This window comes from Arthrobacter sp. Leaf141 (assembly GCF_001424565.1).
Lineage (GTDB): Bacteria > Actinomycetota > Actinomycetes > Actinomycetales > Micrococcaceae > Arthrobacter.
This window is the reverse complement of sequence record NZ_LMOL01000002.1, coordinates 133,986-160,452: the sequence shown is the minus strand read 5'-3', so window position 1 is coordinate 160,452 and position 26,467 is coordinate 133,986. Positions and strand designations below refer to the sequence as shown.

Sequence of the window (26,467 nt, the reverse complement as noted above, 5' to 3'; positions counted from 1 at the left end):
GATGGCCGGCCGGTCAACAACCGGCAGCATTTCCTTCGGCATTGCCTTGGTGGCGGGCAGGAAACGGGTCCCCAATCCGGCAGCAGGAATAACGGCCTTGGTGATGGTTTGTGATGCAGTCATGTGTGTTTTCTCTTCTGTTGTGGGATGTGTCAGCAGTGGGCGCGGAGGCTGCGGCAGGTCAGGTCGCCGCATTGTGTGATGTCGTTGATGAACCCGGCAGCATACCGCGGAAGGAGCATTGCAGCATTCGAGGAAGTGGTTTCGTCGCGGATGCCGGACTCAAGTGCTGCGGCCAGGCCGGCCAGCCGGCGGGCGCCGATCATCTGGCTTGATGATTTCAGGCTCAACACCGCATCGAGCGCACGTTCGAAGCTTCCCGCCACCAGGGCCAAGCGAAGTCTTTCGATGCGGTGCGGCATTAAATCGATGAAGGAATCAAAGAAAGCCTTCGTGTAGGCAAGTTCCTCAAGTTCCTCCGTGAACTGGTCAAGAACGGGCCGGTCCAGTAACGGCGGAATATCACTGGAATCAGGGGGCCGGCGTCCGTTGATCGATTCGTCCGGCCGTTCATCATGCCGGGTGGAGCTGTGAATCATATGTCCTTCTCTTGGTCATTTGCGGCTCCCGCAATTTCTGTTGGCTGTACTTGGGTGAAGATCCCCGGAATTGCCCTAGGATCAGTCCGAAGTGAGTGTGAAACGCCGCTTGGGTGGTGGCGTCCGCAGGTCCTGGTCTCATAGGCGCTCCGCGCCGCTCGGTCTCGTCGGTGCTGTGCGCCGTCTGTCAGGGGAAGTGCAATTGAATACTCAGAAAAACCAGCGTTGGCTGAAGCTGCCTCGACGGCGGCTCTCTGTTGGCGCCGTCGTCTCTGGTTTGGTCGCGTTTATGCTGTTGGTGGTGCCATCAGCCTCAACGGTGCCTGCTGCTGAGGCAGCGGCCACGTCCGGCGATTGGGTTCCCCTGGCCGCGGGGCCGGCACCGGCGAGCAGTCCCTTGGCTGGTTTTGTCCCGTTCGCCGGTGCTTACAGTTCGATGCCTCACTCCATGGAATGGTTCTACCTTCCCGTTAATGCGGTTGTTACCGGACCCGGTACGTTTAATTGGGCAAGCCTGGAAACCCAGTTGAACGCCATTGCGGGACGCGGCCACCAGGCGGTTTTTCGTTTTTATCTTGACTACCCGGGTAAGGCCACCGGCATCCCCGCATATCTGCTGCAGTCCGGGCTGTCCACCCACCGCTACGCAGACCATCAAAACCGTGGCGTGAGCGTCTCCCCGGATTATGAGGATCCGCGCCTCGTGTCGGCACTTGAGGGATTCGTTGCAGCCTTTGGGGCCCGTTATGACGGTGATCCACGAATCGGTTTCATCCAGATGGGCCTTCTGGGCTTCTGGGGTGAATGGCACACCTTCCCCCATGACGGTTGGGGCTCTCCGGAGAACTGGTTTGCATCAACGGCCACCCAGGGTCGCGTGCTCGCGAGCTACACCAAAGCGTTCAGGAAAACGAAGCTTCAGGTCAGGTACCCCGACGCAGCCAACAAAAGCCTGAATGTCGGCTATCACGATGATTCTTTTGCCGTGCAGACCTTGCCGGGAATTGGTTGGCACTTTGTGGACAAACTGCGTCAATCCGGGACGACGGGCAAGTGGCTCACGCAACCCGTGGGCGGGGAACTGCGGGTGGAGATCCAGGACTGCATCTTTGAAACGCCGATGCGCTGCCCCGTCATCGAGTCCGGCGCGGACAATGACTTTTCCGGAAGCGTCGCAGCCACCCATGCCTCGTGGCTGCTTAACCACCGTGCCTTCAGTCCGGGATACACCGGTCAGACCCTGGCGAACGCAAAAGCTGCCTCCCAGTCGCTGGGTTACCGGTTCCAAGCGACAGCTTTCGCACTGACCCGGGGAGCCGTCAGCGGGCAGAGCGATCTCACTGTGAAGGTTAACAATGCTGGGGTTGCACCTTTCTATTACGACTGGCCGATCCAGGTTGCTGCGGCCGATCCGGGTGGGAAGATAGTTCGGACATGGACCACCTCATGGAAGCTCTCCGGGGTGAAGCCGGGAACTCCGGCGCAGTGGAAAACAACTGTCGGCGGTGTGCCGCCGGGGTATTACACGCTGCTGATGAGGCCGGTCAACCCGCTTGCGAAGGGCGTCCCGCTACGGTTCGCCAACGCATCCCAGGACAAAACCCTGGCTGGTTGGCTCACGCTGGGACGCAAGTACCTCCCGGCGCCGTGAGCAGGCCGGGCAGCGTCCGGGTCACGGTGCCACGTTTGGTGCCCTGTATCCGTCCGGGTTTCCCTGCTGCCACCGCCAGGCATCGGTACACATGCGGTCAAGGGTCAGCGACGCCGTCCACCCCAGCTCGAGGTCGGCCTTCGACGGATCGGCAAGACTCACTGGCGCGTCTCCCGGCCTGCGGTCCACCAAGGCGTAGGGAATGGTGGTACCGGATGCGGCTTCAAACGCTTTGATTACTTCCAGGACGGAGTAGCCTTCACCGGTGCCGAGGTTCCAGGTATGCAGTCCCTCGTGCCTTGCGAGGTAGTCCAGTGCTGCTGCGTGGCCTGATGCCAAGTCCATAACGTGGATGTAATCCCTGATGCCGGTCCCATCGGGGGTGGGGTAGTCGCTGCCGAAAACACTCACTTTGTCCCTGCGGCCCACTGCCACCTGCGTCACGTACGGAAACAGGTTGTTCGGCGGCCCCTGTGGGTCCTCACCGATCAGCCCGGAGGGGTGGGCGCCCACTGGATTGAAGTAGCGCAGGAGCGCAATCCGCCACCGGGGATCGGCGGCCTGGAGATCCGTGAGGATGTCTTCGATATGCTGCTTGGTCCTGCCATACGGGTTGGTCGCGCGCAGCGGAAAGTCCTCCCTGAGCGGCATATCCGGGTTGGCACCGTAGACAGTGGCCGAGGAGCTGAAGACAAGGCGGCGGACGCCGTGAGCGTCCATGGCCTCCAGGAGGTTCAGTGTCCCGCTGACGTTGTTACCGTAATAGCGCAGTGGTTGGCTGACGGATTCCCCGACGGCCTTGAAGCCTGCGAAGTGGATGACGGCACCAATATCGGCGCGGGCGAAAATATCCTGAAGGCAGGACTTGTCCGCGATGTCCCCTTCAACGAAAGAGATGTCCCGGCCCGTAATTTTCTGTACCCGGAGCAGGGATTCAGAGAGGGAGTTGCTGAGGTTGTCGATGACAGTGATGTTGTGACCGGCCTCGAGCAGATGAAGGATGGTGTGCGAACCGATGTATCCGCAACCGCCGGTGATGAGGATGTTAATGGCTCTGCCCCCGCTGGTAGATAACCCCGCGTTGCGCGGGCAGAACCAGAGACGTCGGGGCAGGATTACCTGCGGCGTCCGCCAGTCCCGGGGGAACGCTGATCCGGCGTTTCCGGCGGCCATCCTTGTTGAAGTTCACTGCAGCCCACCCGCCGTTGAATTCACGCGACCAGACATGCTGGCGGCCTTTCGGTTTCTCCCGGGGTGCGCCAAGGGACCAGTCCAGCTCGGGGATGTGTTGGGTCCGGCTGTAGTCATCGTGTGCTGTCGCAGTGAAGGAGCCTTGGCCGCGGCCGAAAATCCAGAATGCTGCCAGCCCGTATGTGAAATTCGGGTGGTTGTCATCGCCGTTTGTAGGGACGCGCAGAATTGACAGGCCTGGGCCATCAGCCTGCGGGAGCTGTGCCTCTGCCGTCACCGGGTCAAAAAGGTCCCGGGCGCCGTAGCCAAGCCAGACTTCTTCGAACCCGCCGCCGTACGCGGCGTGGGAAGCCCACCTGCCCGGCACCCGGCGCGACTCGGCGATGTTGGGCACCAGGATTTTCCCGATGCTGTTCAGGGATTGGCCCGCTGCGTGGACAAGGTGATCGAGCCCGTCCCGAAGATCCGCCATCGAGGAAGCTGACTGAATGGGCAGGTTCAGCTGGTAGTAGTCCTCAAAAACATCGTTGTCAGCCATCACTCCGTCGAACGGCGACTCCAGGAGTTCTGCGGTGACGTTTTGAACCCAGCGCGCACGGTACCCGGCGTCGCGTACGTTCATCTGCCAGTGCCCGCCGTACCCGTTCCACTCGATGCGGGTGCCATCCAGCCGGGTAGCGAACCACGCCCCGCCCTCCTCCTCGGCTTCGTTGTACGCAACGCCCGAACTGTAGACCGGCCCGGGTTCGTAGTCACGGGTGGATGAGAGGCACTTATAACAAAGGACCGTCATGTCCGGCCGGAGCCGCTTGAGCTCTGCCGCGGCGTCCGTCTCCCAGGGTTGGAGGATGGCTGCGCGATAGTGCTTTGCCGCGAAGGCTACCTGGTCCGCAGGGATGGGATCACCGTAGCGGATCCACGCGCCCACGCCGCTCACAGTTCCACCGGAGCCAGCTCTTCGCCCCGGACCGGGGCCGCTTCCCCGATGACCGGGAGGTCGCCGAGGGCGCGGTAAATCTGGTTGTAGGAGGACATAACCTCGTGCATCTGGAACAGCTCCTGGACGCGGGTGCGGGCATTTGCCGCGTATGAGGCGTAGTTGGCCAGGTTGCCGATGACGGCCTGGATGCCGTCGGCCATCTGTTGCACGTCGCCGGGCGTGACCGTTTCGCCGCAGGGACCGATGACCCGTCCGTCCGCGGTGGTGAGGTTGTCGGAGATCTGCTGTGCGACGCCGCCCACATCGGAGCCGACGGTAGGAATTCCCGCCGCCATGGCCTCAAGAATGACAATGGGCTGTCCCTCGTTGTAGCTGGGGAGGACCAGGAGGTCGAACTGGTCCAGCATGTCCCGAACGTGGACAGTGCCGTGGACGGTGACGTGGTCGTTGAGTCCCAGGGCATCAATCTTCGCGAGGCAGGCCTCGTAGTACTCCGGCACGTGTTCGGTTGGCCCCAGAACGTCCAGGTGCAGGTTTGGATACCCGCGGTCGCGCAGGATCTCCATGCTGGACAGCAGATCCAGCAGTCCCTTGATGGGCACAACGCGGGCGATATAGACAAGGTGCCAAACGTAGTCGGGGCCTTCCGCTTCCATCTTCGCCAGTGCGTCCTGACGCGCCCGGAACTTCTCGTCGAACTCGGCAATGACCATGCCGTTTGGCACAACCACCGACTTGTCCATGTCGGCGCCGAGCCGGGCAGCTTCGGTGATGGCACTCGGGTAAAGGTACGTGATGAGTCGTGCGCTGGGGTAGCAGAAACGGCCCATCTCGGTCCACCACGCCATCCACGCGCGCTGCTCTGCGGTCACGTCGAAAGTCCGGTAATCCTCCGCCGTGATGGACAAAGCCATGTTCCGGTCCAGCAGGGTGTTGACCGTGTCGCGGACGTAGAGGTTGTGCTCGGTCAGCAGGAATGACGTGTTGTGGTCCCTTGCCGCAGCTGCGCCGAGCAGCGAGGCGTAGCCGGTGGTATGGGCGTGGTAGACACTGGCCCGGGGCATTGTTTCGCCCAGCACCGCGTAGGCCAGGGAAAAGAAGTTGCGCAGGGTCCAGAAGGAGTTTGCCAGTGACAGGTTCAACTGGGGCATACGATCCTGCAGGGTCTGCATAAACTCCCTGGAACCGAGAAGGGCCCAGAGGGGGTACTGCCGGGTGCGTTCGTTCATCCCCTCGTCAATCAGCTCCCACAGGCCCTCGACGTCGCCGTGTTCCGAAAGTGCGTACAGGGCATCAAAGAACCTGTGCGAGAGCGCTTCGCGCTCCGGTGCCGTCATTCCCAAATCCCTCGATGAGACGCCCTGGAAGTCCTGCCGGTGCTCATCCATGCTGAGGAACACGGTGCGTACCCACCGGACGTTCGACGGCATGCCGTAGAGGTCCGTCAGCGGCGCGTCCGAGTCCCACGTGATGTGGATGATGCCGTAGCTGAGATCGGGGTTGTGGGTCACGATGTCGTGAACCACGGCGGAGACTCCGCCTTTGAGGAAGGGATAGGTGGACTCCATCACGATGGCAACATCCACGTCCTCATAAACGGGCTTGGCGGCTGTTGCCGGCTCGATGGCCGCCGCCGGAGACAAGGTCCGTGGCTTCTTCTTGCCGCTTCTCGCGATCGAGTACATGGTGTTCCCCTTAGCATTTTGGAAGTCAGTCGTGGCGTTGCTGGGTAAAGCGGGTCCTTGCCGGGTGATGGGCTGGTTACCAGGTAGTGGCGTGGCGCCAGAAAAGCGTGTATTCCGGTTGGCTCCAGTGACGCTTGTAGAGCGTCCAGGCGATGCCGATGAGGACAAAGTCCACAGCGCCCAACAGCAGGTAGCCGCCGGCTGCACCGGTGAGTGGGCCAAGCAGTCCGCCGGCGGCGAAGGCAAGGACGCAGACCGCCAAGTGAACGGCTCCAATGATCTGGGGGGTGGTCTTCTCGCCGATGAAGTCCAGTTCGTAGCTGAGCAGTGTCAGGACCATAAAGGCCCAGGAAGCCAGGGTGGCGGTCACCGCCAGCAGGGACTGCTGCGGATCAACCCCGGACATCACCAGGGACACTGACAGTGCCAGCAGCGCTGCGATGGCACCCGTGAGCAACACGGAGCGGTCAACCACACGGCTCAACCGGCGCGAGCTCCCCTTCAAAGCGCTGATGGGAGCCTCCGCAATGTCCCGGTGCAGGCCGTTGAGGGCCCTGTCCACGCCGGGCGCAAGGTGGACGAAGTAGTAGTTGTAGGCGACGACAGCGGGCAGCATCGCTGCGAACACGGCGACGACGTTGAAGTCGCCTTTGGTGACCAGGAAGAGTGCAAACTTGTCAGCCCAAAGAACTGCTCCCATGAGGAGTCCGCGGACAAGGTCGAGACCGAACACCCGCATGCCGAGCCGCTGGGTAAACCCCAGGTGCCGCAGGCCGGAGCGCATGGCCAGGAGCTGCGTTGCCGTGCCCACCAGGGGCGGAAGCCACCACACTGTGGGGGCGATAAAAAGCGCGGCGGCGTAACCGGACCACGCCGCTGCCCACAGGCCCCGGCGGTTTGCCACGTTGGCCAGTACCAGGGACTGCACAAAGAGAAGATGCAGGACGCAGAGCACCACATAGTCGAGCATCACGGTGGCGGACCACCCTGAGGCCAACCACATGGGAACGGCGAAGACGGCAACCAGCGGCAGTGACTGGACGAACATCATGGGCCAGTAACGGCAGAATTTCCGGGTGATGGCCTCAAGGTTCCGCTCGGCCATCAGATCGCCGAGGACCCGGTAGATGGGAAGGCATGCCGCCTGGGCCATCCACGGCACCGTGATGGAGGATGCCAGCACCACCAGCGTCAGGGGTACCCCATCCACGTCAACGGCAGCCATTGTGGGGCTGACCAACGGGTAGACAACGTTGAGCAAAAGAACGGGTGAAAGGTACAGCAGGAGCGCAGAGCCCAACCTTTCAGTCGAGGCAACTGCCCCGCTGTTGGGACCGGCAATGCCTGGCTTGATGATCAGGGCGAGAGCCAGCAGGAACGGGACCGCTGCTGCGGCAAGAACGGGAAAACCGGCTGAGCCGGGAAAAAGCTGCACGGTTGCGGGCACAAGTGCGGACAGCGCCAGTCCCACCACAACGATCAACGACATCTGGCGGGTGTAGGAATCGTGAAATAAGGACTTCAAGATGATCTGGTTCTTTCCTCTGGATCAAGCCCCTGCCCTCGAACTGCAGGCATGGAAAAGCCCACCGGGCTCTCTCGTCAGCGATTGAGGCGCGGCAGGCGCGATGGGCACTCGTGTTGGTGTTTGGGTCGGTTCGGGCAGGAGAAGGGGAGTCGACGGCGGACTGGGGGGCCGGCCCGGTCTCAGAGGCAGGCTTCCGCCGTCGACTCCGGCTGGTACCGGCCCCACTTGGAGGCCGGAAATCTACAAATCTAATTCCACGCAAAACTTCGCGGAAAAACCCGAGTAGGCAGTACTCTATTTTTTTCCAATGCACTACTTGGTTTCTTCGCGGCGCCGCTGGAATGACCCAACCCAGCGGTCTCTGTTGGTAAACCATTGCGTCCGGTTCAGCCAACAAGAAACATTCAATCAACCACTCCTCAGAAACTACTTTGAGAAAGATCAAGATCTGATCAATGCTCGAAAAGATTCTCAGGAATTCCTCAGTATTATCCAAGGCCCGTTGCTGAGGATCTGTGCGCCCACGTCAGCAGCTGATGGCCTGCTGTTTTGCCGCGCTGTGACGCTGTTCACAAATGACCAACGCGCATTATCGTCGACCCCATTCACAACCTGGGTAATGTGATGCGGATCGCACGCCGTAAACTTTTGTCCGTATCAAATGCCGGCACCCTGCCGGGCCTGGAAATTGACGGAGAATACCATTGAAGACACCCCAGGAGTCCGCATCAGAAAGGGGCCTGACGCCAAGGCTGGTGTTTACCTGAATACCCCACTGAGCCATCCGCGGGGTTGGCGGTGCCGAATCCACTGGTAATGCATAAAGTCAGGGCCGGCTGTGCGTGCGGGGCAGTTACTACATGGAAGGAAGCAGTTGTGGAGCGCGGTGTAGCAGTAGTGATCGAAGACGACAACGACGTAAGAGCTGCGCTTGCTGCGATTTTCCGGCAGGCAGGGTTCGCCGTGCACCAGGCGTCATCGGGTGCTGAAGGACTGGACCAGGTACGGACGCACAACCCTGACATCGTGACCCTCGACATCGGCCTGCCGGACTTTGACGGGCTTGAAGCGTCCCGGCGCATCAGGACCTTCAGTGACGCTTACGTGGTGATCATCAGCGGGCGTGCAGACGAGGCGGATGCGTTGCTTGGCTTTGAGGCGGGCGCTGACGATTACATCGTCAAACCCTTCCGCGCCCGGGAACTTCGGGCCCGTATCAAGGCGATGCTCCGCAGGCCGCGGGCCTCCAGCCCGGGTGGGTCGGGCAGCAGCCAAGGGGGCGCCACTGCCGGTTCCGGCGACGGGACGTCCACGCGGGAGGCGACGTATGACAGTTTCGACTACGTCCACAAGGGCCTGGCTTTGCACGAGGGAACCCGGCAGGCTGCCGTGGACGGCGTACCCGTCGCCCTGACGCGGAGCCAGTTCGACATCCTCCTGGTGCTGATGAAAAAACGGCGGACCATCCAGGCGAAGGCCGACCTGGTGCGCTACCTTCGCCATGACAGCTACGACGGCTCCTTTGTGGGCGCCACGGAGGAACGCGCGGTGGAGGTCCACGTCAGCAACCTCCGTAAACGTCTCGGGGAAAACCCCAGGAAGCCGCGGTGGGTGGAGACGGTGCACGGTGTGGGCTACCGCCTCACGCCGCCGGTGCCGCGCCGGCAGGGCAGGCAACAGGACTGAATGCTGAACCCGCTGCTTTTCAGCTGCCCTGGGCCGGGGTGAGGATTTCGCGCAGGGCTTCGACCACCAGGTTGTGGTCCTGGACCTGCGGGAGGCCGGATACCGTGACAGTGGCGACGGACCCGACGCCGGCCACGTACAAGGGGAAAGACCCGCCGTGGGCTGCGTAGCGGGACTGGTCGAACCAGGCGTTGTCCTCGATCCGGCCGCCGTTCCGCCGGCCCCGAAGGCCGACCAGCAGGGACGGCACCTCGTAGCGGGCCGCTGTGGCCTTCTTCGCCCGGATCCACTGCTCGTTGTCCGGAGTGGCGCCGGGAAGCGCCACGTGGAAGAGCACCTGCTCACTCCTGGAAATATCAATGGCAATGGGCAGGCTCCGCTCCTTTCCCAGCTCCACCAACAGCAACCCGAGGTTCAGGGCGTCATCCAGCGAAAAGCCGGGAAACTGCAGTTCCCTGGTCTCGGCTTCGATCCTGGCAATGAAGGCGTCCAGCGAACCCTCAGGCTGGGCATCGGCGGAGTCCGGATCGAAGTCGGTCACAAGCGGTGAATTGGCGGTCATGGCCCACAATCTACCCCGCCCAGGTGTAAACTGGGCAGGCCCAACAGGGCAGCTTTAACCAACCACTGAAACATTCAACGACAGGGGAGCGCAGCCGTCGGGCATCACTGGCATTTGCCAGGATCCGCAGGTGGGCGCTGAGAGTGCGGACAGCCGCAGACCCTCGAACCTGATCCGGTTAGTACCGGCGCAAGGGAGTCGAGTTCTCGAAGTGCGCGGAAAATGGCGGCAGCAACCGCCACCCGTGTCCACTTTCCCCTCCTGTTACCCAGGAGGACCACCATGAGCACTGCAGCAATCAAGAAGACCACCAGCAGGTCCTGGCGCGTCGTGGACATCGTCGTCGCAGCCCTGATCGCGATTGCCGGCGGCATCATTTTCTGGGCCTGGTCCCAGGGTGCCGCGGCCGTTTCCGCGCCGATGAACGCCGTCTATCCGCCCCTGACCGGCCTCCTGGCCGGCGGCTGGATGATCCCGGCCGTCCTGGGCATGCTGATCATCCGGAAACCAGGTGCCGCACTTTTCTGCGAAACCATCGCCGCGACGGGTGAGCTGTTTATGGGCTCGCAGTACGGCGCGTCGGTGCTGTTTTCCGGGTTCGTCCAGGGCCTGGGCGCCGAGATCATTTTCGCCATCTTCGTCTACCGGAAGTTCAACCTTCCTGTCTCCCTGCTGGCCGGCGCGGGTGCCGGACTCTTCTGCGGCCTGAACGATTCGTTCGCGCCGTGGGGCTGGAACATTGCCTATTCGGGCGGCGACAAACTCGCCTACATCGTCTTCACCGCCATCTCCGGCGCAGTCATCGCCGGCGCCCTCTCCTGGATCGCCACCCGCGGCCTGGCCAGGACCGGCGTGCTGGCTTCCTTCGCCTCCCGGAAGGCCGCATCGGAGCCTGCCTTCTCCTGATGCCTGCACCTTCCCAGCACGGCAGCCCGGCGGTCCGGCCCGCAGCGGTCAGTGCCCACGGGTGGGGCTGGCGCCATGCCGGCCGTACCAGGCCCGCCGTCCACGCCCTTGACCTGGATATCCGGCCCGGCGAGCGGGTCCTCCTTTTGGGCCCCTCCGGAGCCGGTAAGTCCACGCTGCTTCACGCCCTCGCAGGGGTGCTGGGGGATGCGGACGACGACGGCGAAGCGGCGGAGTCGGACGAGTCCGGTTCGCTGCTGGTGGACGGCGCCCCGCCCAGGTCCCGGCGCGGGCGCGCCGGCCTGATGCAGCAGGACCCGGAAACGCAGGTGGTCCTTTCCCGGGTGGGCGACGACGTTGCTTTCGGCGCCGAAAACCTTGCGGTGCCCCGCGACGACATCTGGACCCGCGTGCACGAGGCGCTGGCCGACGTCGGGCTTTCCCACCTTTCGCTGGACCACCCGACGTCGGCCCTCTCCGGCGGGCAGAAGCAGCGCCTGGCGCTGGCGGGAATCCTTGCCATGCGGCCCGGCCTGATCCTGCTGGATGAGCCAACGGCGAACCTGGACCCGGCCGGGGTGCTGGAGGTCCGCGACGCCGTGGCCAGGTGCCTCGACAAAACGGGGGCCACCCTGGTGGTGGTGGAGCACCGCGTGGGCGTGTGGAAGGACCTGGTGGACCGGATTGTGGTGCTCCAACCGGGATCAGCGTCGGACCCGGCCGTGCTCCTGGACGGGCCACCGGATACCGTGCTGGAAGGCGCCAGGGAGATGCTGAAAACCGCCGGTGTCTGGGTCCCGGGGTATGTCCCCGCCACGCGCCACCGCACGGCGGCATCCCCGGCCGACGGCGACCTGCTCCTGGCCGCGGACAATCTGGCGGTGTCCCGTGAACGGCCCCGCCGCAGCAGGTTCCGCAAAATTCCGCCGGTTCCCGTCCAGGAAGGGATCGCCGCGCAGGTAATTTCCGGGCAGGCGCTGGCCATCACGGGTCCCAACGGTGCCGGAAAATCCACCTTCGCCCTGACGCTGGGCGGATTACTGGCTCCGGTTGCCGGGACCGTCGGGGCGGAGCCACGGCTGGGCCAGGGTGCCGGCCCGGATCCCTACCGCTGGAAGGCCGAGCAGTTGATCGAGCGGATCGGCACGGTGTTCCAGGAGCCTGAACACCAGTTCGTCACCGGCCGGGTGCTGGACGAACTGCAGTTCGGTCCCAGGCACTTGGGCCATGGCGCGGAACGGGTGGATGAGCTGCTGGAAAGGCTGCGGCTGACCGGTTTGGTGGGCGCGAATCCCTACACGCTCTCGGGTGGCGAGAAGCGGCGGCTTTCCGTGGCCACCGTCCTGGCCGCGAGTCCCAGGGTCCTGATCCTGGACGAGCCCACGTTCGGGCAGGACGCCAACACCTGGGCCGAGCTGGCATCGTTCCTCACCGAACTCCTGGACACCGGCACCGCTGTGGTCTCGGTGACGCATGATGCCGAATTCACCGCCGCCCTGGGCGGGGCCGAGCTGCGACTGTCAGCTCCGGAGCGGGTGGCGCCATGAGGCAGGAGCTGAACCTTTCCGGCGGAACCGCCGTGCTGACCCGCGCCAACCCGCTGAGCAAATTTGCCGCCGTTTTCCTGGTCACGCTGGTTCTGGCGCTGTCCATCGACTGGGTTTCCGCGTCCGTTGCGCTCGCCTGCGAACTGCTGCTGTTCCCCCTGGCGGGGCTCACGCTGACGCTGCTGTGGCAGCGTGGCTGGCCGTTGATCCTGGCGGCGGCCGTCGGCGGCTGGAGTACCTCCATCCTGGCAGCGGACAGCGGAAGGACGCTGATCGACGTCGGGATCTGGACCATGAGCGAGGGTTCGCTGGAAACCGGCGCCGGATTCCTGCTCCGCGGCCTGGCCATCGCCCTTCCCGCTGTGCTGCTGATGAGCTGTACCGATCCCACTGACCTGGCCGACGCGCTGGCCCAGAAGGCCCGGCTGCCGCACCGGTTTGTCCTGGGGACGCTCGCGGCAATGCGGCTGGTGGGGCTGATGGCGGAGGAATGGCAGACCATCGGGATGGCGCGCCGGGCCCGCGGCGTGGGTTCGCGCGGCAGCGTGGGCCAGCGGATCAAGGCCACGCTGGGACAAAGCTTCGGCCTCCTGGTGCAGGCGATCCGGCGGGCCTCCAGGCTCGCCGTGACCATGGAAGCGAGGGGTTTCGGCGGCGGCGAACGGACCTGGGCCCGTGAGTCCACCTTTAGCGCGCTCGATGTGTGGGTGGTTGCCGGTGGTGCCCTGATCTCCGGCCTTGCCGTCACTGCTGCCGTGTCGGCCGGAACGTGGAACATGGTGTGGCTGGGGCAATAGGTCCTTATCCTGTTGGCAAAACCATTGATCTTCCCGAAACACACTGATAGTTTCGGGAAATCGGTTTCTCGACAAAGGTGGATACCCAATGGCGCGTAAAAACATCCGTGGAACCCGGAAGATCATTGCAGTGGCAACAGCCCTAAGCCTTTTGGGCTTCACCGTTGCCTGCTCCAATGATTCGTCCGGCGAATCAGGCTCAGGGCAGCAGGAGATCCGGTTCGCCTGGTGGGGAAACGCCACCCGCGCGGACCTGACCAGCAAGGCCATCGCCGCCTTCGAAGCACAAAACCCCGATATCAAGGTCAAGCCCGAGTACGGCGACATTTCGGGCTACTTCGACAAGCTCGCCACCCAGGTCGCGGCCAATGACGCCCCGGATGTGATCACCATGGGCGGCGCCTACCCCGCCGAGTACGCCAACCGCGGGGCCCTGCTTGACCTGTCCACGGTGGGCGACGCCCTGGACCTGTCCGGCATCGACCAGGGCGCCCTGCAGAACGGGCAGGTGGATGGCAAGCAGTACGGCATCTCCACCGGCGCCAACGCGCTGGCCATCGTGGCCAACCCGGCCGTCTTCGAGGCCGCCGGCGTCCCCATGCCCGACGACGGGACGTGGACCTGGGAGGATTTCGCCCGGATTGCCGCAGGCGTGACCGCCAAAAGCCCCAAGGGCACCTACGGGACTGCCACTGTCCTGACCCACGACTCGCTGGACGCCTTCGCACGGCAGCGCGGCCAATCGCTGTACACCAAGGACGGCGCGCTGGGCCTCGAGGAGGGCACGGTCCGGGACTACTTCGACTACTCCCTGGAACTGAGCCAATCGGGGGCCGCGCCCGGTGCGTCCGAAACGGTGGAAAAGCTCAACGTCAGTACCGAGCAGACCCTGATGGGGACCGGCCAGGCCGCCATGATGCTGACCTGGTCAAACTCGCTGACGGCCCTGAGCAAGGCCTCCGGTGCCCCGCTGGAGCTGCTTAAGCTGCCCGGCGAAATCCCCACCCACGGCATCTGGCTGCAGTCCTCCCAGTTCTACACGGTCTCGGCGCGGAGCAAGCATACGGAGGCGGCGGCCAAGCTGATCGATTTCCTGGTCAACAATGAGGAATCGGCGCGGGTGGTCCAAAGTGACCGTGGTGTGCCCAGCAATGCCGACATGCGTACCGCCATCGGTGACCTGTTGACCCCCCAGGGCAAGGCCGAGGCGGCCTACGTGGACGAGATCGGAAAGCAGGATTTTGCCCCCACCTTCATCGGACCCACCGGCTCCACGGCCGTGGCTGAAATTACGGCACGTATCAACACCGAGGTGCTTTTCGAGCGGCTGACACCCGAAAAGGCGGCAGGCCAGTGGCTGAGCGAGAGCAAGGCTGCCATCGGGAAATAGGTGCCAGCGATTGCCTGGTATCGCACGTAACGGGTATACGGCGCGCCGCTGGGCCCTTGGGTGGCCCAAGCGGCACGCCGTAACTCATTCATGATATATTCGCGGCATGAGCCAGGAGACTACCGAACACGTTGCCGCCATGTTGAGGAACGCCAGGAGCGAGAAGGGCTGGACCCAGGGACAGCTGGCTTCCGAGCTTGGCACCAGCCAAAGCGCAGTGGCCCGGATGGAGCAGGGCAAGCAGAACCTGAGCCTGAAGATGATCCAGCGCCTGGAAACCATCTTCGACCGCAGCATCGTTAACGTTGGTAAACCGCGGATGACGCACCTTCGTGTTGAAGGCGGCCGCACCCTGTCCGGCTCGGTGGACGTCAACAGCAGCAAAAACGCCGGCGTTGCCCTGCTGTGCGCCAGCCTCATCAACCGGGGGACCACCGTCCTCCGCCGGCTTGCCCGGATCGAGGAGGTCAACCGCATCGTTGAGGTGCTCAGCAGCATTGGTGTTGAGTGCACCTGGCTGAACGCCACTGACCTGCGCCTCCGCCGCCCCGCCGTGCTGGACCTGGCTGCAATGGACGTTGACGCCGCCCGCCGGACCCGCAGCGTCATTATGCTGCTGGGGCCGCTTCTGGACGAGACCGCCGAGTACCGGCTGCCCTATGCCGGCGGCTGCGACCTGGGCACACGGACCGTTGAACCGCACATGCAGGCTCTGCGTCAGTACGGTCTGTCGGTGGAGGCCACGGCAGGCTTCTACAGCGTCCAGGCGCCATCCGCCGATACCCGCGACCGCTCCTTTGTGCTGAGCGAGCGCGGGGACACGGTCACGGAGAACGCCATCATGGCCGCTGCCCACCGCGAAGGCACCACCGTGATCCGCAACGCCAGCCCCAACTACATGGTCCAGGACCTCTGCTTCTACCTGCAGATGCTCGGCGTCAGCATCGAGGGCGTCGGCACCACCACGCTTCGGATCGTTGGCCGGCCGCACATCGATGCCGACATCGAGTACTTCCCCTCCGAGGACCCCATCGAGGCGATGAGCCTTATTACCGCAGGCATCGTGACCAACTCCGAGGTGACGGTCCGCCGGGTTCCCATCGAGTTTATGGAGATCGAGCTTGCCACCCTGGGCCAGATGGGCCAGCAGCTGGAGATTTCCGGCGAATACGTGGCCCGCAACGGACGGACCAGGCTGGTGGACGTAACCACCAAGCCTTCCGCGCTGCGCGCCCCTGAGGACAAGATCCACCCGATGCCGTTCCCCGGCCTGAACATCGACAACCTGCCCTTTTTCGCCGTGATCGCCGCCAACGCCCACGGCCAGACCATGATCCACGACTGGGTCTACGAAAACCGGGCCATCTACCTCACGGAGCTGAACCGGCTGGGCGCCCAGGTGCAGCTCCTGGATCCGCACCGGATCTACGTCAACGGGCCCACCAAGTGGCGCGCAGCAGAGGTCGGCTGCCCGCCCGCCCTGCGCCCGGCCGCGTGCCTGCTGCTGGCCATGCTTGCCGCCCGGGGAGTGTCCGAGCTGCGGAACATCTACGTGATTGAGCGCGGCTACGAGGACCTCGCGGAGCGCTTGAACACCATCGGGGCCAAGGTGGAGTACTTCCAGGACTAGTTCCGGCGGATTCTGCACGATCATCCGCGCCCAGGCCCGGGTGGGCCCCGCCAGTCCGGGCTTCCGGCCCGGCCCGCGGCGGATGATGGTGCAGAATCAGGCAGGACGGCCCCGCCGCAGCACAGCCCGGATGTCCCGGAGCACCACATCGGGGGCGTTCCAGACCTGCTCGGGCGCGAAGCTGAGGGTTGCGTAACCCAGGGCCTGCGCGGCGTTCAGGCGGGCCATGTCCTTGCGCCAGGCGTCCCGCGAGCTGTGGAACTGGTAGCCGTTGACTTCCACGATGAGCCAGCCCCCAAGCATAAAGTCCACCCGCCCCACTCCGGGTACTTGGACCTGTCGGCGGAACTCAAGCCCCGCCGCGTCGAACAACAGCTTGGCACTGATCTCCGGCACGGATTCGGACAAGCCGTCCGCCTTTGCCAGGCGCCGCCGGGCCACACCGTAGTACCTGGCGCCCAGCTGGGCTTCCAGCGCAGCCCGGGACACACCCTGGAAGCGCATTGCGGACTGGGCGATCGCTATCGCATCGACTTCCGGCAGGCAGGTCAGGGCGTGGATCACAATGTCCTCGATGCCGGCGATGGGCAGTTGGTGATGCGGCTCGAAACGCAGCCCGCCGTGCCTGGGGCGATGCGTTCCGCGCCGGTGTTTGGCCGCCAGATGGAGCCGGACCGGCCTGTCCTTGATCCACAGCCCGTACCGGATGGCCCCGGAAGCGCAGGTCAACAACGAATCGCTGACGATTGCCTGCAGGAAAGCGGGATCGGCGTCCGGCAAGGCCCAGACACCCTTGCGCGGCTGGGCTGCTCCGGCTGTGGCGAGATTCCGCACCGCGCGCTCCGAGTAGCCTTGGCGGCGGAGCAGGCCAACCCGTGCCACGCCGCCGACGGATTTCAGGTAGTCCAGGGGGTCCATGGAACGAGCCAGCCATCTTTTGGGCCGGTTGGGCACCGCCGTCGTGCCCTATGTGGAGAACGGGCGGCGGGTTCTGCCCACTCAACCACGACAAACCCGGGCCCCGCCGCCCACTGGCCCGCACGCCGCGCCCGCCCACCGCATTGATTGGGCAGAATCCGCCGCAATCCGGAACCGGTTACCGGCAGGGAAGTGCCGCACAATGTAAGCATGCGAACATTCGGCGTTGAGGAAGAGCTCCTGATCGTTGACCCGGAGTCGGGCGAACCGCTGGCGCTCGCGGATGCGCTGCTCTCCGGCCGGCACCTGGCCGCCGATGATTCGCCGGCCGGCCAGGGCATGGGGCTCAGTGCCGAACTCAAGCTGGAGCAGATCGAGACCCAAACCCGTCCGTGCGGCGACCACGCCGGGCTGCTCCCGCAGATCAAGGCCGGGCGGCTGCTGGCAGACCAGGCCGCCCGCAGGAACAACGCCCGGGTGGCTGCGCTGGCCACGTCCCCGCTGGCCTCAACCACCCACACCACTCCTGACCCGCGGTACGCGTTGATGCAGGAGCGGTTCGGCCTCACCGCGCAGGAGCAGCTGACCTGCGGCTTCCATGTCCACAGCTTCGTGGCCTCGCCGGAGGAAGGCATCGCCGTCCTGGACCGGATCAGGGACAAACTGGCTGTCCTCACGGCGCTGAGTGCCAATTCGCCCTTCTGGAACGGGATGCCCACCGGGTTCGAAAGCTACCGCACGCAGGCTTGGAACCGCTGGCCGACTTCCGGCCCGGCCGGCATTTACGGGACGTACCCTGCCTACCGGCGGGTGGTGACCCGGCTGCTGGACAGCGGTGTGATGCTGGATGAAGGCATGCTGTATTTTGATGCCAGGCTGTCCCGGAACCACCCCACGGTTGAGGTGCGGGTGGCGGACGTCTGCCTCCGCGCAGAGGATGCTGCGCTGATTGCGGTGCTGGTGCGGGCCCTGGTGGAAACGGCCAGCAGGGAGTGGCGGGACGGCATTGACCCTGTCCCGGTGCCCACGGTGCTGCTCCGGATGGCGGCCTGGCAGGCCAGCAGCAGCGGGCTGCGCGGGGAACTCCTCGATTTTGGGACCTTCCGCCCTGCTCCCGCCGTCATGGTGGTGCGGTCCCTGGTGGACTACCTGGCACCGGTCCTGCAGGAACAGGGCGAACTGGCCCTGGCCCGGCAGGGTACGGAGGACATCATTGCGCGCGGCACCGGCTCGGCTGAGCAGCGCCGGGTGCAGGAAGCAGCGGCCGACGACGGCGGGCTGGGGGCCGTGGTCATCCATGCCGTGGGCGTCACGATGCACGGCACTTCAGGGCTGGCTGACGTGGCGGGGACGCCGGAACTGCTCCGCGTACGCCAGTCCTGAAGCACCTGTCAGAGACCCGCCGCCAGGCGCAGGCCGAGCGTGAGCATCACCAGGGCGATGAGGCCGTCGAGGAAGCGCCACGACGATGGCCGGGCAAAGAACGGACGCAGGACGCGGGCGCCGAAGCCCAAGGCGCTGAACCAGGCTCCGCTGGCGGCGATCGCCCCCGCACCGAACCACCAGCGCAGGTCCTGCTCCTGCTGGTTGGCCACCGACCCGAGCAGCAGCACCGTGTCCAGGTAGACGTGCGGGTTGAGCCAGGTCAGGGCCAGCACTGTGGACAGGGCGGCACCGGCGCTGAGTGCCTTCCGGGAACCTGACGCCGTCAGCACCCCTGGTCGGATGGCGCGCCGGGCAGCCAGCACACCGTAGGTGACCAGGAACGCGGCCCCGGCATAACGGGCCACGTCCACCACCACCGGGCTGGTTTGGATCAGGACACCGAGGCCCGCGATGCCCCCGGCAATCAGCAGCGCGTCGGAGACGCTGCAGACGATGACAACGGCGGCCACGTGCTCGCCCCGGATGCCTTGCCGGAGCACAAAGGCATTCTGGCTGCCGATGGCGACAATCAGCGCCAGCCCTGTGCCGCAACCAAGCATCGCCGCGCCAAACCCAACAAGTATGTCCATAAAGCCAAAGCTACGGTTGGGCTCGAAATTACTCCAGCTAAAGATAATTAGGACTACTAAGCTGAGCTAATGAAGAAGTTCCAGCTCGACCAGTTGAAGACCTTTGCCGCAGTGCTGGATGAGGGGACGCTGGAGGCTGCCGCTCGCACCCTGCACGTCACGCCGTCTGCGGTGTCGCAGCGGCTCAAGGCGATGGAGGACGCAGCCGGCCAGATCCTGCTGCAGCGAACCAACCCGGCCCGCCCCACCACGGCGGGCGAGGCCGTGCTGCGCTACGCCCGCCAGCTCCGGCAACTGGAAGGGGACGCGCAACGCGAACTCGGTGGCGCCGCCGGTAGCCCCAGCACGCCCATCCCGCTGGTGGTGAATGCCGATTCGCTTGCCACCTGGTTCATGGCGGCGCTGGCAAGCCTCCCCCCGGAGCCGGGTGTCACCTTTGAGCTGCGCCGCGAGGACGAGCAGCATTCCACGCAATTCCTCCGGACGGGAGCGGTGATCGCCGCCGTCACAGCGAACCCGGAACCGGTTCAAGGCTGCAGCGTCGAGCCACTCGGGGCGCTGAGATACCGTGCCGTAGCCAGTCCCGGGTACGTCCGGCACTGGTTGCCCGGCGGGCCGGAGCTCGTTGCGGGCAGCACCGCCCCGGTGGTGGACTTCGACCGGAAGGACGACCTTCAGGGTGGGTTCTTCCGCAGGATGACCGGGACGGCCCTCGGTGCCCCGCGGCACTACGTCCCGTCATCGGCAGAGTTTGCCCAGGCCATCCGGCTGGGGATGGGCTGGGGACTGCTGCCCGAAGCGGAATGCCTGCCGTGGCTTGGCAGCGGCGAGCTGGTGGAACTCGCGCCCGGGCACCCGGTGGACGTGGCCCTCTACTGGCAGCGCTGGAAAATTGACTCGCCGGTGCTGAACCAGCTCACGGCGGCCGTCCGGGCGACGGCTGCCCACGAGCTCCGGCAGCCCGCCCCGGGACCGGGTTCCGTCAGATCTGCTTGAGCGCTTGCTCCAGGTCGCCGATCAGGTCATCGGCGTCCTCGAGCCCCACGGACAGCCGCACCACACCGTCGCCCAGCCCGATCGCTGCGCGGCCTTCCGGCCCCATGGCCCGGTGCGTGGTGGTGGCAGGATGGGTGATGAGGGACTTTGAGTCACCCAGGTTGTTTGAGATATCGATGATGCGCAGGCCGTCCAGCAGGGCAAAGGCGGCGTCCTTGGCCGACCGCCCGGGAGCCGAACCCAGGTCCAGCGTAAGGACGGTGCCGCCTGCCTTCATCTGCTTCGCGGCAAGCCCGTACTGGGGGTGCGATCTAAGCAGCGGGTATTTCACCCAGCTGACCGCCGGCTGCTGCTCCAGCCACTCGGCCAACCGCAGGGCCGTGGCCGACGAGTGGTTGACCCGCAGTGCCATCGTCTCCAGTCCCTTGTTGAGGACCCAGGCGTTAAACGGGGAAAGCGAAGGCCCGGTGTGGCGCATGAGCTGCTTCACGGGACCGTCAATGAACTCCCTGGTGCCCAGGATCGCCCCGCCCAGGACGCGGCCCTGGCCGTCGATGTGCTTGGTGCCGGAGTAGACAATAACGTCGGCGCCGAACTGGCCGCACCGCTGGAGCAGGGGAGTGGCAAATACATTGTCGACGACGACTGTTGCGCCGGCAGCGTGGGCCAGGTCGCTGACGGCGGCGATGTCCACAATCTCCTGCATGGGGTTGGACGGCGACTCGAAAAACACGGCAGTGGTGGGCTGGGACAGGGCTTCGCGCCACTGGTCCAGGTCCGGCCCGTCAACAAACACCGTTTCCACGCCCCACCGCGGCAGGATCTCGTTCAGGATCACAAAGCAGGAACCGAACAGCGACCGGGCGGCAACCACGCGGTCGCCGGCAGCGAGGAGGGCGCCCAGGGCGGTAAAGACCGCTGACATTCCGGAGGCCGTGGCGAAGCACGCTTCGGTGCCCTCCAGCAGCCGCAGCCGCTCCTGAAAAGTGGCTACCGAGGGGTTGCCGTAGCGGGAGTAGACAAAACGCTGGTCCTCGCCGGTGAACGCCCGCTCGGCGGCGGCAGCGGATTCATAGACAAACCCTGAGTTCAGGAACAGCGCCTCGCTGGTCTCCTGGAAGTTGGTGCGGTCCAGGCCACCGCGGACCGCCTGCGTATCGGCGTTCCAACCGGCAGCGTCGTCATTAAAAGCCATTTAGTTGGTTCCCAGGTTGGTAGGCAGGCCGCGGTTCTTCCAGCCGTTGACGGTCCGTTCGCCATACCGGTCAGGCTCGCCCTCGAAGCCCTCCAGCACGTTGTATGAGGTGAAACCGGCCTGCGTCGCCGCGGTGGCAGCCGCGATGGAGCGCTGCCCGGAACGGCACAGGAACAGCAGTTCCGCGGCTGAATCCTCCGGAGCCTGCTGGCTGAGGTCGCTGATGAAGGCGGGGTTCGGGACGCCGCCAGGGAAGGTCCACTGAATAAACAAGGGATCGTTGTCCGTGGCCTTGGTGTCAGGAATGCCGATATGGGCCCATTCAGCTTCGGTCCGGACGTCCACCAGGATGGCGCCCTGCTCCAGCTTGGCCCATGCCTCCTGCGGGGTCAGGTCTCCGGCGTAGCTCATGCGTGCCCCTCGCCGTCGAATTCGAGGCTGTCCACTGCGGTTGCCACGGCGGCGTCGGCCGTGGCGATGGCGGCCGGCAGGACAACTGCCTGGGCCACAATCACACCTCCGCCGTTGTACGTGGCGGCGGGGCTTCCGTGCAGCACGTAGCCCTCCGCCAGTGCGGCCGAGATCCGCTCGCAGAACTCGCGGTTGTCCGGGCCGCTGATGAGGCGGTAGGACAGTCTCTCTTCAGGGGCAGGTGCGTCGGACACGACGGATCTCCTTCTCTCACGCTTGCAGCTCGAATGGTCGATATGCCGAGTATTCACCTGAGGCACCCCGCCGCGGAAGGGAGGGTTGCCGACCGGCCAGTCAGGGCTTAGTGCCGGTACTCATTACTCCCCAAAAACGTAACACTTGCTGCCCGGTGCCGCACGGCCGCCGTCGTCATGTTCCGTAACCGAGCCGCGCCGGGCACGGGGTCCTGGCGCGGCGGCCGGACCGATAAGGTTTGCATGGGGGCGCCGCCCCGACAGCTGGCTTCAGACCGGGGGGTTCCCATCAGCAATCGATCAGCCGCGCGGAGTGGCGGCACTGCCGTGCCCGGCACCCGGATTTTCCGCGCCTGTGCTGCCCTGCTGGCAGCGATGATGATGACAGTGCTGGCCATCGGGCTGCCGGCCGGGGCGGCACACGCTGCTGCGCCGGTTCCGGACGACCGCGGGCCCCTCCTTGGCGCCGTCCTGGAATGGGGCGAAGATACCGCCGCAGGTTTCGCGGACCGGCTGGGTGCACGGCCCGCAGTCCTGGGTCACGACATTGACTTTCCGTACCGGGATGCGGAGCGTAACGACCTCAAGGGCTTCCTGTACCAGGCGTCCGCCCAGGGCGCGCATGCCATGCTCACCGTCCGGCCCACCGTCCCGCTGGACCAGGTGGATTCAGGCTCTGCTGCCGCCTTCGCGGCGGAGGTGCGCACGCTCGCCGGCGGGTTCAAGGGCAAGCTCCTGATCCGGTTCGCCCCCGACATGAATTCCAGCTGGGTGGAGTGGGGCCAGCAACCGGCAGCGTACCGGGAGGCGTTCCGGACGCTCGCCGGCAAATTCCGGGCGTCCGACGGCGGCGCCCTGATGGTGTGGGCCCCTTTCCTTGGCAAGGACTACCCGTTCGAGCGGAGCAGGGCAGCCCCCGGTCCCGGAAGCGACGGGTTCAGCCTGCTGGACAGCAACGGGGACGGCAGTTGGAACGGTGCCGACAGCCCTTACGGGCCGTATTATCCGGGCGATGATTCCGTTGATTGGGTGGGCCTGAGTGCCTACCATGACGACACCTCGGGCGGGGCCGCCGTCAACTCCCTGCCCCGCGCTGGTGAGTTGCGGGAAATGCTGACATCGGCCGGCGGTGAGGACTTCTACGGCACGTATGCAGCCGGCAAGGACAAGCCGTTCCTGCTCCAGACCGCCGCCTTCTACAGCCCGGCGTCGGGAGGTGCCGCAGAGTCCGACATCAAAGTGAACTGGTGGGACCAGGTAGTGGGCACCATGACGTCGGCGGAATTCGCCCGGACCGCCGCCGTTGTGTGGGATGAGCGGACCAGCACCAGGGACACCGGGGTCGCCAGCATTAACTGGCTGCTGACGGGGAAACCGGACATTGCTGCAGCTGCCTCGGAGCGGCTCAAAAAATCCCCTGTGGTGACCGGGCCGGTGACGGAGGTGTCCACGGACGGCAGTTATTCGCATCCCAACACGTTGTCCGGCGTTGCCGCGTGGAGTGTTGGAGCGGCTTTGCTGATCCTCCTTGCCGCGCTGTGGCAGATTCCCGGACGGATCAACAACGCTTCCTCCTGGGCCTATGCGGATCCGTCCAAGCGTGACTCCCGCGTGGATCTGCTGCGCGGCATGGCGATCGTCTTTGTTGTGGTCAACCACCTGGGCATGACATCCCTCTTCCAGCTTTTTACCCAGGAAGCGGTGGGATTCGTCTCGGGAGCCGAATTGTTTGTCCTGTTCTCCGGCCTGGTGGTGGGCATGGTCTACGGGCCGCGCGTCAAGGACGACTTCGGCCGCGTGCTGGAGTTGACGTCGCGCCGCGCAGGCAAGCTGTACGTGACGGCACTTGTGGTGCTGATCGGTGTCTTCCTGCTTTCGCTGCTGCCGGTTTTCCGTTCCGAGGTGCTGACCACGTTCGTGGACCAGGGAACGGGTGGAGCCGGCCATGGCGGTGCGGGCCGCACCTACGACCTTTACGCCGGCATGGGCTCCCTGCTGCAGTTCCCCGTACCGCCGGGGATCCTGCCCGCGATCCTGCTGCTGCAGTTCGGGCCGTGGCAGTTCAACGTGATGGGCCTCTACGTGGTGCTGCTGCTCGCCAGCCCCCTGATCCTTGCCGCGCTGGGCCGGGGCAAAGGGCTGTATGTGCTGGGTGCATCGATTGCTGCCTACGCCGCCGGCGCAACCACCCGTTTCCGGCTGCTCCCCTCGCAGTTCGAGGATTCATTCCCCCTGCTGGTATGGCAGGTGTTGTTTGTGATCGGGCTGGTGGCGGGGTACCACCGGCACCGCATCATTGCCTGGTTCTCGGCCCGGGTTTGGGTGGTGGCTGCCTGTACCGTCCTGGCCGTTGTCTTCGCGTTCCTGTCCTGGGGCAACCCGTACCTGGCCAATGGCTTCGACGTCCGGCTCGCCGTGATCCCGGACGCCACCTACCGCATCATGTACGACCTGTTTTTCGGCCGCACCTACCTGGCACCCGGCAGGCTGCTGAACGTGCTGGTCCTGGTGGTGGCGGCCTACGCGTTCCTGACGGCGTATTGGAAGCCGGTGCAGCGGACACTGGGGTGGTTCCTGATTCCGTTGGGCCAGGCAACCCTGTATGTGTTCATCATGCATGTGGTGCTGATTGCCGTGGTGGCCAACATTCCGGCCCTGCTGCAGGAGAACGTCCTGCTGAATACAGCGGCCTACGCCGTGCTCCTGGGGCTGCTGTGGGTCATGGTCAGGACCAAGTTCCTTTACCGGATCATTCCCACGTAGGCCCGGTCCGCAGGCCGCTGACCGCCTGGGGCAGAATTACCTGATGCAGCAGATGGTCCTGCCATTTGCCCGCGATCTTGAGGTAGTTGGGAGCCAGCCCGATCTCCTGGAATCCGGTGCGGTCCAGGATGCGACGGGATGCTGCATTGTGGACCAGCGTGGCGGCCTGGACGCGGTGCAGTCCCAGTTCCGCGCCGGCATAACCGAGCGTGTAACGCACACCGGCCGTGGCAATGCCCCGGCCGGTGAGGTCGCGGTCCACCCAGTACCCGAGATTGGCGCTCAGGAACGGCCCCCGGACGATCCCTGTCAGGGTGATGGCGCCGACTATCCGGTCCCCGTGAAGTTCTGAGCCCGGCTGGTCGGTGTCGACCAGGACCCACGGCACCTCGGTTCCCGCGGACAGGTGCGCCCGTTTGGCGTGGATGATGTCCAGCTGGTGGGAGGCAGTGAAGAACGGGTCGAGCCGTTCCGGTTCCCAGGGTGCGAGGTGCCCCCGGTTGCGGAGATAGGCAGCTGACATTGCCCCGGCGTCGGTGGCAGCAAGCAGCCGGATCCCGACGCCGGGAGCAATCCCAGTCATTGAACCGTCCAGTGGGTGCTCCTAGACCAGACCCGGGTAGCTGGCCATGATGTAGTCCGTCGCGGCGGGGCCCTTCATGCGCAGGCCGTTCCGGCCAGAGCCCACCCTGGCCTTCATGGCAGTCCAGAAATTGGATTCGGGGCCTGGTGCCTGCTGGTTGATGAAGCACCAGCTGGTGTACAGCCCGTACAGGCGGTCCCGGTCGAGGCTGGTTTCGTTGACGGTGTCGACGTGGGTGGCTTCGTGGAGAAAAAGGTCAAACTGCGAATGTGCCATGATGGCGTCCCTTCGCTCAGTGCGTGGCGCCGCCGTTCGGCTACAGCAGCCATGACCGGCGCCATGCACGGGGCGCCGGAGGGTTGATGCGGGCAACTTCGGTTGTTGCGGCCCTGAGCGGCGCTAATGCTCCATCTACAATGTAGACTTTACCTGTAGACCAGGAATCGGGCAAGCGCCCGGCAATTTGCCGGGAGGCAGCACAGCTCCGGTCCGGAACGGAATCCATGACTTCCCCGAGCGCAACCACCGAAGGCGGCCGGTCCCGCAAGGCAAGGCTGAGCAAAGAGGTGGTGCTCGCCAAGGCCCTTGAACTGGTGGACGCCGACGGCCTCGAATCGCTCACCATGCGGCGCCTGGGACAGGAGCTGGGGCGGGACCCGATGAGCCTTTACCGCTACGCCGAAAACCGGGCCGCACTGCTGGACGGGGTATCGGAACTGGTGCTGAACGAGCTGCCGGTCCATGCCGATGACCCGAACTGGAAAGGCCAGCTGAGGCTGATCGCCCACAGCTTGCGCCTCATTGCGTTGGAGCATCCCAACGTGGTCCCGCTCCTGGTCACGCGGCCTCTGTCCACCCCGCTGGGTCTCCGGCCGTTGGGGACCCTTCGCCCCCTGGAACAGATCCTGGCACTTCTCATTGAGGCCGGGTTCCAGCCACCGGATGCGCTGCACGTGTACCGCGCCTATTACGGCTTCCTGTATGGCCACATCCTCAATGAGCTCCAGGAGTTTGTGGTGGATCCGGAGGAGAATGAGGCCCTCCTGCGGCTGGGCCTGCACCGGCTCCCGGCCAAGGACTTCCCCCGCCTCCGGGCGCTGGCCCCTGCTCTCGCTGACTACGACGGGTACGCCGAACTGGACCAGGGCCTGACCATCCTGCTCTCGGGCCTGGAGTCCCAGCTGTTGAAGCAGGAAGCGGCGCCGACGCCCGTTTAAGGC

At 65.0% G+C, this 26,467-nt stretch carries 24 protein-coding genes, 1 pseudogene and 2 riboswitches; of the genes and pseudogenes, 11 read left to right on the top strand and 14 right to left on the bottom strand.

The genetic code is table 11. From position 1 onward, the window contains the following. Together ASF72_RS21240 and ASF72_RS00970 are read right to left on the bottom strand one after the other, a co-directional pair. Positions 1-195, bottom strand: a pseudogene (locus ASF72_RS21240) (hypothetical protein); the annotation flags it as partial. Continuing rightward, positions 153-599: an Hpt domain-containing protein gene (locus ASF72_RS00970; protein ID WP_082483888.1), complete on the bottom strand. Its 447-nt coding sequence runs from the start codon at positions 597-599 to the stop codon at positions 153-155. The gene ASF72_RS00970 and the pseudogene ASF72_RS21240, both read right to left, overlap by 43 nt. Positions 600-801: 202 nt before the next feature. On the opposite strand from ASF72_RS00970, the gene ASF72_RS00965 reads away from it, so the two are divergent. Then, a complete protein-coding gene (locus ASF72_RS00965; protein WP_235504628.1) occupies positions 802-2,250 on the top strand; it encodes a DUF4832 domain-containing protein in 1,449 nt (482 codons plus the stop codon). Between the two features lie 21 nt (positions 2,251-2,271). On the opposite strand, the gene galE is transcribed toward ASF72_RS00965, so the two are convergent. The 4 genes from galE to ASF72_RS00945 form a co-directional block, all read right to left on the bottom strand. Then, positions 2,272-3,300 (bottom strand): UDP-glucose 4-epimerase GalE, encoded by a 1,029-nt coding sequence (gene galE, locus ASF72_RS00960; RefSeq protein WP_056595853.1) that lies wholly within the window; start codon positions 3,298-3,300, stop codon positions 2,272-2,274. Beyond that, positions 3,296-4,378, bottom strand: a complete 1,083-nt coding sequence (locus tag ASF72_RS00955; RefSeq protein WP_056595850.1) for a putative glycoside hydrolase — start codon at positions 4,376-4,378, stop codon at positions 3,296-3,298. The genes galE and ASF72_RS00955 overlap by 5 nt, the downstream gene beginning before the upstream one ends. Then, on the bottom strand, positions 4,375-6,066 hold the full coding sequence (gene pelF / locus ASF72_RS00950) for a GT4 family glycosyltransferase PelF (RefSeq protein ID WP_082483885.1): 1,692 nt from the start codon (positions 6,064-6,066) through the stop codon (positions 4,375-4,377). The genes ASF72_RS00955 and pelF overlap by 4 nt, the downstream gene beginning before the upstream one ends. 76 nt (positions 6,067-6,142) lie before the next feature. Further along, positions 6,143-7,591 carry a hypothetical protein gene (locus ASF72_RS00945; RefSeq protein WP_235504627.1) on the bottom strand — a complete coding sequence of 483 codons (1,449 nt, stop codon included), beginning with the start codon at positions 7,589-7,591 and terminating at the stop codon, positions 6,143-6,145. Between the two features lie 879 nt (positions 7,592-8,470). On the opposite strand from ASF72_RS00945, the gene ASF72_RS00940 reads away from it, so the two are divergent. Continuing rightward, positions 8,471-9,280 carry a response regulator transcription factor gene (locus tag ASF72_RS00940; protein WP_327019582.1) on the top strand — a complete coding sequence of 270 codons (810 nt, stop codon included), beginning with the start codon at positions 8,471-8,473 and terminating at the stop codon, positions 9,278-9,280. Between the two features lie 19 nt (positions 9,281-9,299). Here the strand turns inward: ASF72_RS00940 and ASF72_RS00935 are convergent, their stop codons facing one another. After that, on the bottom strand, positions 9,300-9,842 hold the full coding sequence (locus tag ASF72_RS00935) for a heme-degrading domain-containing protein (protein WP_056595708.1): 543 nt from the start codon (positions 9,840-9,842) through the stop codon (positions 9,300-9,302). 72 nt (positions 9,843-9,914) lie between these two features. Then, a riboswitch (TPP riboswitch) is annotated at positions 9,915-10,056 on the top strand. A 68-nt stretch (positions 10,057-10,124) separates the two neighbouring features. On the opposite strand from ASF72_RS00935, the gene ASF72_RS00930 reads away from it, so the two are divergent. The 5 genes from ASF72_RS00930 to ASF72_RS00910 all read left to right on the top strand — a co-directional run bounded on the left by ASF72_RS00930 (position 10,125) and on the right by ASF72_RS00910 (position 16,112). Beyond that, positions 10,125-10,748, top strand: a complete 624-nt coding sequence (locus ASF72_RS00930) for an ECF transporter S component (RefSeq protein WP_050686280.1) — start codon at positions 10,125-10,127, stop codon at positions 10,746-10,748. Further along, complete coding sequence (locus ASF72_RS00925) at positions 10,748-12,295, top strand: ABC transporter ATP-binding protein (protein WP_056595705.1); 1,548 nt, start codon at positions 10,748-10,750, stop codon at positions 12,293-12,295. Before ASF72_RS00930 ends, ASF72_RS00925 begins: the two co-directional genes overlap by 1 nt. Further along, positions 12,292-13,092, top strand: coding sequence for an energy-coupling factor transporter transmembrane component T family protein (locus ASF72_RS00920; protein WP_056595702.1), 801 nt, complete (start codon positions 12,292-12,294; stop codon positions 13,090-13,092). The genes ASF72_RS00925 and ASF72_RS00920 overlap by 4 nt, the downstream gene beginning before the upstream one ends. A gap of 88 nt (positions 13,093-13,180) precedes the next feature. Next, positions 13,181-14,482, top strand: coding sequence for an ABC transporter substrate-binding protein (locus ASF72_RS00915; protein ID WP_056595699.1), 1,302 nt, complete (start codon positions 13,181-13,183; stop codon positions 14,480-14,482). A gap of 106 nt (positions 14,483-14,588) precedes the next feature. Then, on the top strand, positions 14,589-16,112 hold the full coding sequence (locus ASF72_RS00910; RefSeq protein ID WP_050686286.1) for a UDP-N-acetylglucosamine 1-carboxyvinyltransferase: 1,524 nt from the start codon (positions 14,589-14,591) through the stop codon (positions 16,110-16,112). A 96-nt stretch (positions 16,113-16,208) separates the two neighbouring features. On the opposite strand, the gene ASF72_RS00905 is transcribed toward ASF72_RS00910, so the two are convergent. Then, positions 16,209-17,030, bottom strand: coding sequence for an endonuclease domain-containing protein (locus ASF72_RS00905; protein ID WP_056595696.1), 822 nt, complete (start codon positions 17,028-17,030; stop codon positions 16,209-16,211). 210 nt (positions 17,031-17,240) lie between these two features. On the opposite strand from ASF72_RS00905, the gene ASF72_RS00900 reads away from it, so the two are divergent. After that, a complete protein-coding gene (locus ASF72_RS00900; RefSeq protein WP_056595693.1) occupies positions 17,241-18,413 on the top strand; it encodes a glutamate--cysteine ligase 2 in 1,173 nt (390 codons plus the stop codon). A gap of 8 nt (positions 18,414-18,421) precedes the next feature. On the opposite strand, the gene ASF72_RS00895 is transcribed toward ASF72_RS00900, so the two are convergent. After that, positions 18,422-19,045, bottom strand: a complete 624-nt coding sequence (locus tag ASF72_RS00895) for a LysE/ArgO family amino acid transporter (RefSeq protein ID WP_200933600.1) — start codon at positions 19,043-19,045, stop codon at positions 18,422-18,424. A gap of 69 nt (positions 19,046-19,114) precedes the next feature. Between ASF72_RS00895 and ASF72_RS00890 the strand changes: the two genes are divergently transcribed. Further along, positions 19,115-20,041, top strand: a complete 927-nt coding sequence (locus ASF72_RS00890; protein WP_056595687.1) for a LysR family transcriptional regulator ArgP — start codon at positions 19,115-19,117, stop codon at positions 20,039-20,041. Here ASF72_RS00890 and ASF72_RS00885 read toward each other — a convergent pair. The 3 genes from ASF72_RS00885 to ASF72_RS00875 are packed head-to-tail and all read right to left on the bottom strand — an operon-like array spanning position 20,028 to position 21,901. After that, positions 20,028-21,236, bottom strand: coding sequence for an O-succinylhomoserine sulfhydrylase (locus ASF72_RS00885; protein WP_056595684.1), 1,209 nt, complete (start codon positions 21,234-21,236; stop codon positions 20,028-20,030). The genes ASF72_RS00890 and ASF72_RS00885 overlap by 14 nt on opposite strands. Continuing rightward, the gene (locus tag ASF72_RS00880; protein WP_050686294.1) at positions 21,237-21,647 is read right to left on the bottom strand and encodes a rhodanese-like domain-containing protein; all 411 of its coding nucleotides are present in this window, start codon (positions 21,645-21,647) and stop codon (positions 21,237-21,239) included. Continuing rightward, positions 21,644-21,901, bottom strand: coding sequence for a DUF1737 domain-containing protein (locus tag ASF72_RS00875; protein WP_050686296.1), 258 nt, complete (start codon positions 21,899-21,901; stop codon positions 21,644-21,646). Before ASF72_RS00875 ends, ASF72_RS00880 begins: the two co-directional genes overlap by 4 nt. 13 nt (positions 21,902-21,914) lie before the next feature. Beyond that, positions 21,915-22,029, bottom strand: a riboswitch (SAM riboswitch). A 247-nt stretch (positions 22,030-22,276) separates the two neighbouring features. Between ASF72_RS00875 and opgC the strand changes: the two genes are divergently transcribed. Continuing rightward, positions 22,277-24,664 (top strand): OpgC domain-containing protein, encoded by a 2,388-nt coding sequence (gene opgC, locus ASF72_RS00870; protein WP_056595846.1) that lies wholly within the window; start codon positions 22,277-22,279, stop codon positions 24,662-24,664. Here the strand turns inward: opgC and ASF72_RS00865 are convergent. Together ASF72_RS00865 and ASF72_RS00860 are read right to left on the bottom strand one after the other, a co-directional pair. Further along, entirely contained in the window at positions 24,651-25,247 is a 597-nt protein-coding gene (locus ASF72_RS00865; RefSeq protein WP_056595683.1) for a GNAT family N-acetyltransferase, read from the bottom strand. The genes opgC and ASF72_RS00865 overlap by 14 nt on opposite strands. 21 nt (positions 25,248-25,268) lie before the next feature. Continuing rightward, positions 25,269-25,523 (bottom strand): hypothetical protein, encoded by a 255-nt coding sequence (locus ASF72_RS00860; RefSeq protein WP_050686298.1) that lies wholly within the window; start codon positions 25,521-25,523, stop codon positions 25,269-25,271. 227 nt (positions 25,524-25,750) lie between these two features. Between ASF72_RS00860 and ASF72_RS00855 the strand changes: the two genes are divergently transcribed. Beyond that, a complete protein-coding gene (locus ASF72_RS00855) occupies positions 25,751-26,464 on the top strand; it encodes a TetR/AcrR family transcriptional regulator C-terminal domain-containing protein (protein ID WP_050686299.1) in 714 nt (237 codons plus the stop codon). Positions 26,465-26,467 lie beyond the last annotated feature (3 nt).

What these genes read in the sequence shown, in the direction of transcription:
- ASF72_RS00920 (WP_056595702.1), top strand. Translation starts at nt 12,292, where the DNA reads ATGAGGCAGGAGCTGAACCTTTCCGGCGGAACCGCCGTGCTGACCCGC.
- ASF72_RS00860 (WP_050686298.1), bottom strand. Translation starts at nt 25,523, where the DNA reads ATGGCACATTCGCAGTTTGACCTTTTTCTCCACGAAGCCACCCACGTC.
- ASF72_RS00885 (WP_056595684.1), bottom strand. Translation starts at nt 21,236, where the DNA reads ATGGCTTTTAATGACGACGCTGCCGGTTGGAACGCCGATACGCAGGCG.
- ASF72_RS00925 (WP_056595705.1), top strand. Translation starts at nt 10,748, where the DNA reads ATGCCTGCACCTTCCCAGCACGGCAGCCCGGCGGTCCGGCCCGCAGCG.
- ASF72_RS00930 (WP_050686280.1), top strand. Translation starts at nt 10,125, where the DNA reads ATGAGCACTGCAGCAATCAAGAAGACCACCAGCAGGTCCTGGCGCGTC.
- ASF72_RS00905 (WP_056595696.1), bottom strand. Translation starts at nt 17,030, where the DNA reads ATGGACCCCCTGGACTACCTGAAATCCGTCGGCGGCGTGGCACGGGTT.
- pelF (WP_082483885.1), bottom strand. Translation starts at nt 6,066, where the DNA reads ATGTACTCGATCGCGAGAAGCGGCAAGAAGAAGCCACGGACCTTGTCT.
- ASF72_RS00880 (WP_050686294.1), bottom strand. Translation starts at nt 21,647, where the DNA reads ATGAGCTACGCCGGAGACCTGACCCCGCAGGAGGCATGGGCCAAGCTG.
- ASF72_RS00935 (WP_056595708.1), bottom strand. Translation starts at nt 9,842, where the DNA reads ATGACCGCCAATTCACCGCTTGTGACCGACTTCGATCCGGACTCCGCC.
- ASF72_RS00910 (WP_050686286.1), top strand. Translation starts at nt 14,589, where the DNA reads ATGAGCCAGGAGACTACCGAACACGTTGCCGCCATGTTGAGGAACGCC.
- ASF72_RS00915 (WP_056595699.1), top strand. Translation starts at nt 13,181, where the DNA reads ATGGCGCGTAAAAACATCCGTGGAACCCGGAAGATCATTGCAGTGGCA.
- ASF72_RS00890 (WP_056595687.1), top strand. Translation starts at nt 19,115, where the DNA reads ATGAAGAAGTTCCAGCTCGACCAGTTGAAGACCTTTGCCGCAGTGCTG.
- ASF72_RS00970 (WP_082483888.1), bottom strand. Translation starts at nt 599, where the DNA reads ATGATTCACAGCTCCACCCGGCATGATGAACGGCCGGACGAATCGATC.
- opgC (WP_056595846.1), top strand. Translation starts at nt 22,277, where the DNA reads ATGATGATGACAGTGCTGGCCATCGGGCTGCCGGCCGGGGCGGCACAC.
- ASF72_RS00895 (WP_200933600.1), bottom strand. Translation starts at nt 19,045, where the DNA reads ATGGACATACTTGTTGGGTTTGGCGCGGCGATGCTTGGTTGCGGCACA.
- ASF72_RS00865 (WP_056595683.1), bottom strand. Translation starts at nt 25,247, where the DNA reads ATGACTGGGATTGCTCCCGGCGTCGGGATCCGGCTGCTTGCTGCCACC.
- ASF72_RS00900 (WP_056595693.1), top strand. Translation starts at nt 17,241, where the DNA reads ATGCGAACATTCGGCGTTGAGGAAGAGCTCCTGATCGTTGACCCGGAG.
- ASF72_RS00855 (WP_050686299.1), top strand. Translation starts at nt 25,751, where the DNA reads ATGACTTCCCCGAGCGCAACCACCGAAGGCGGCCGGTCCCGCAAGGCA.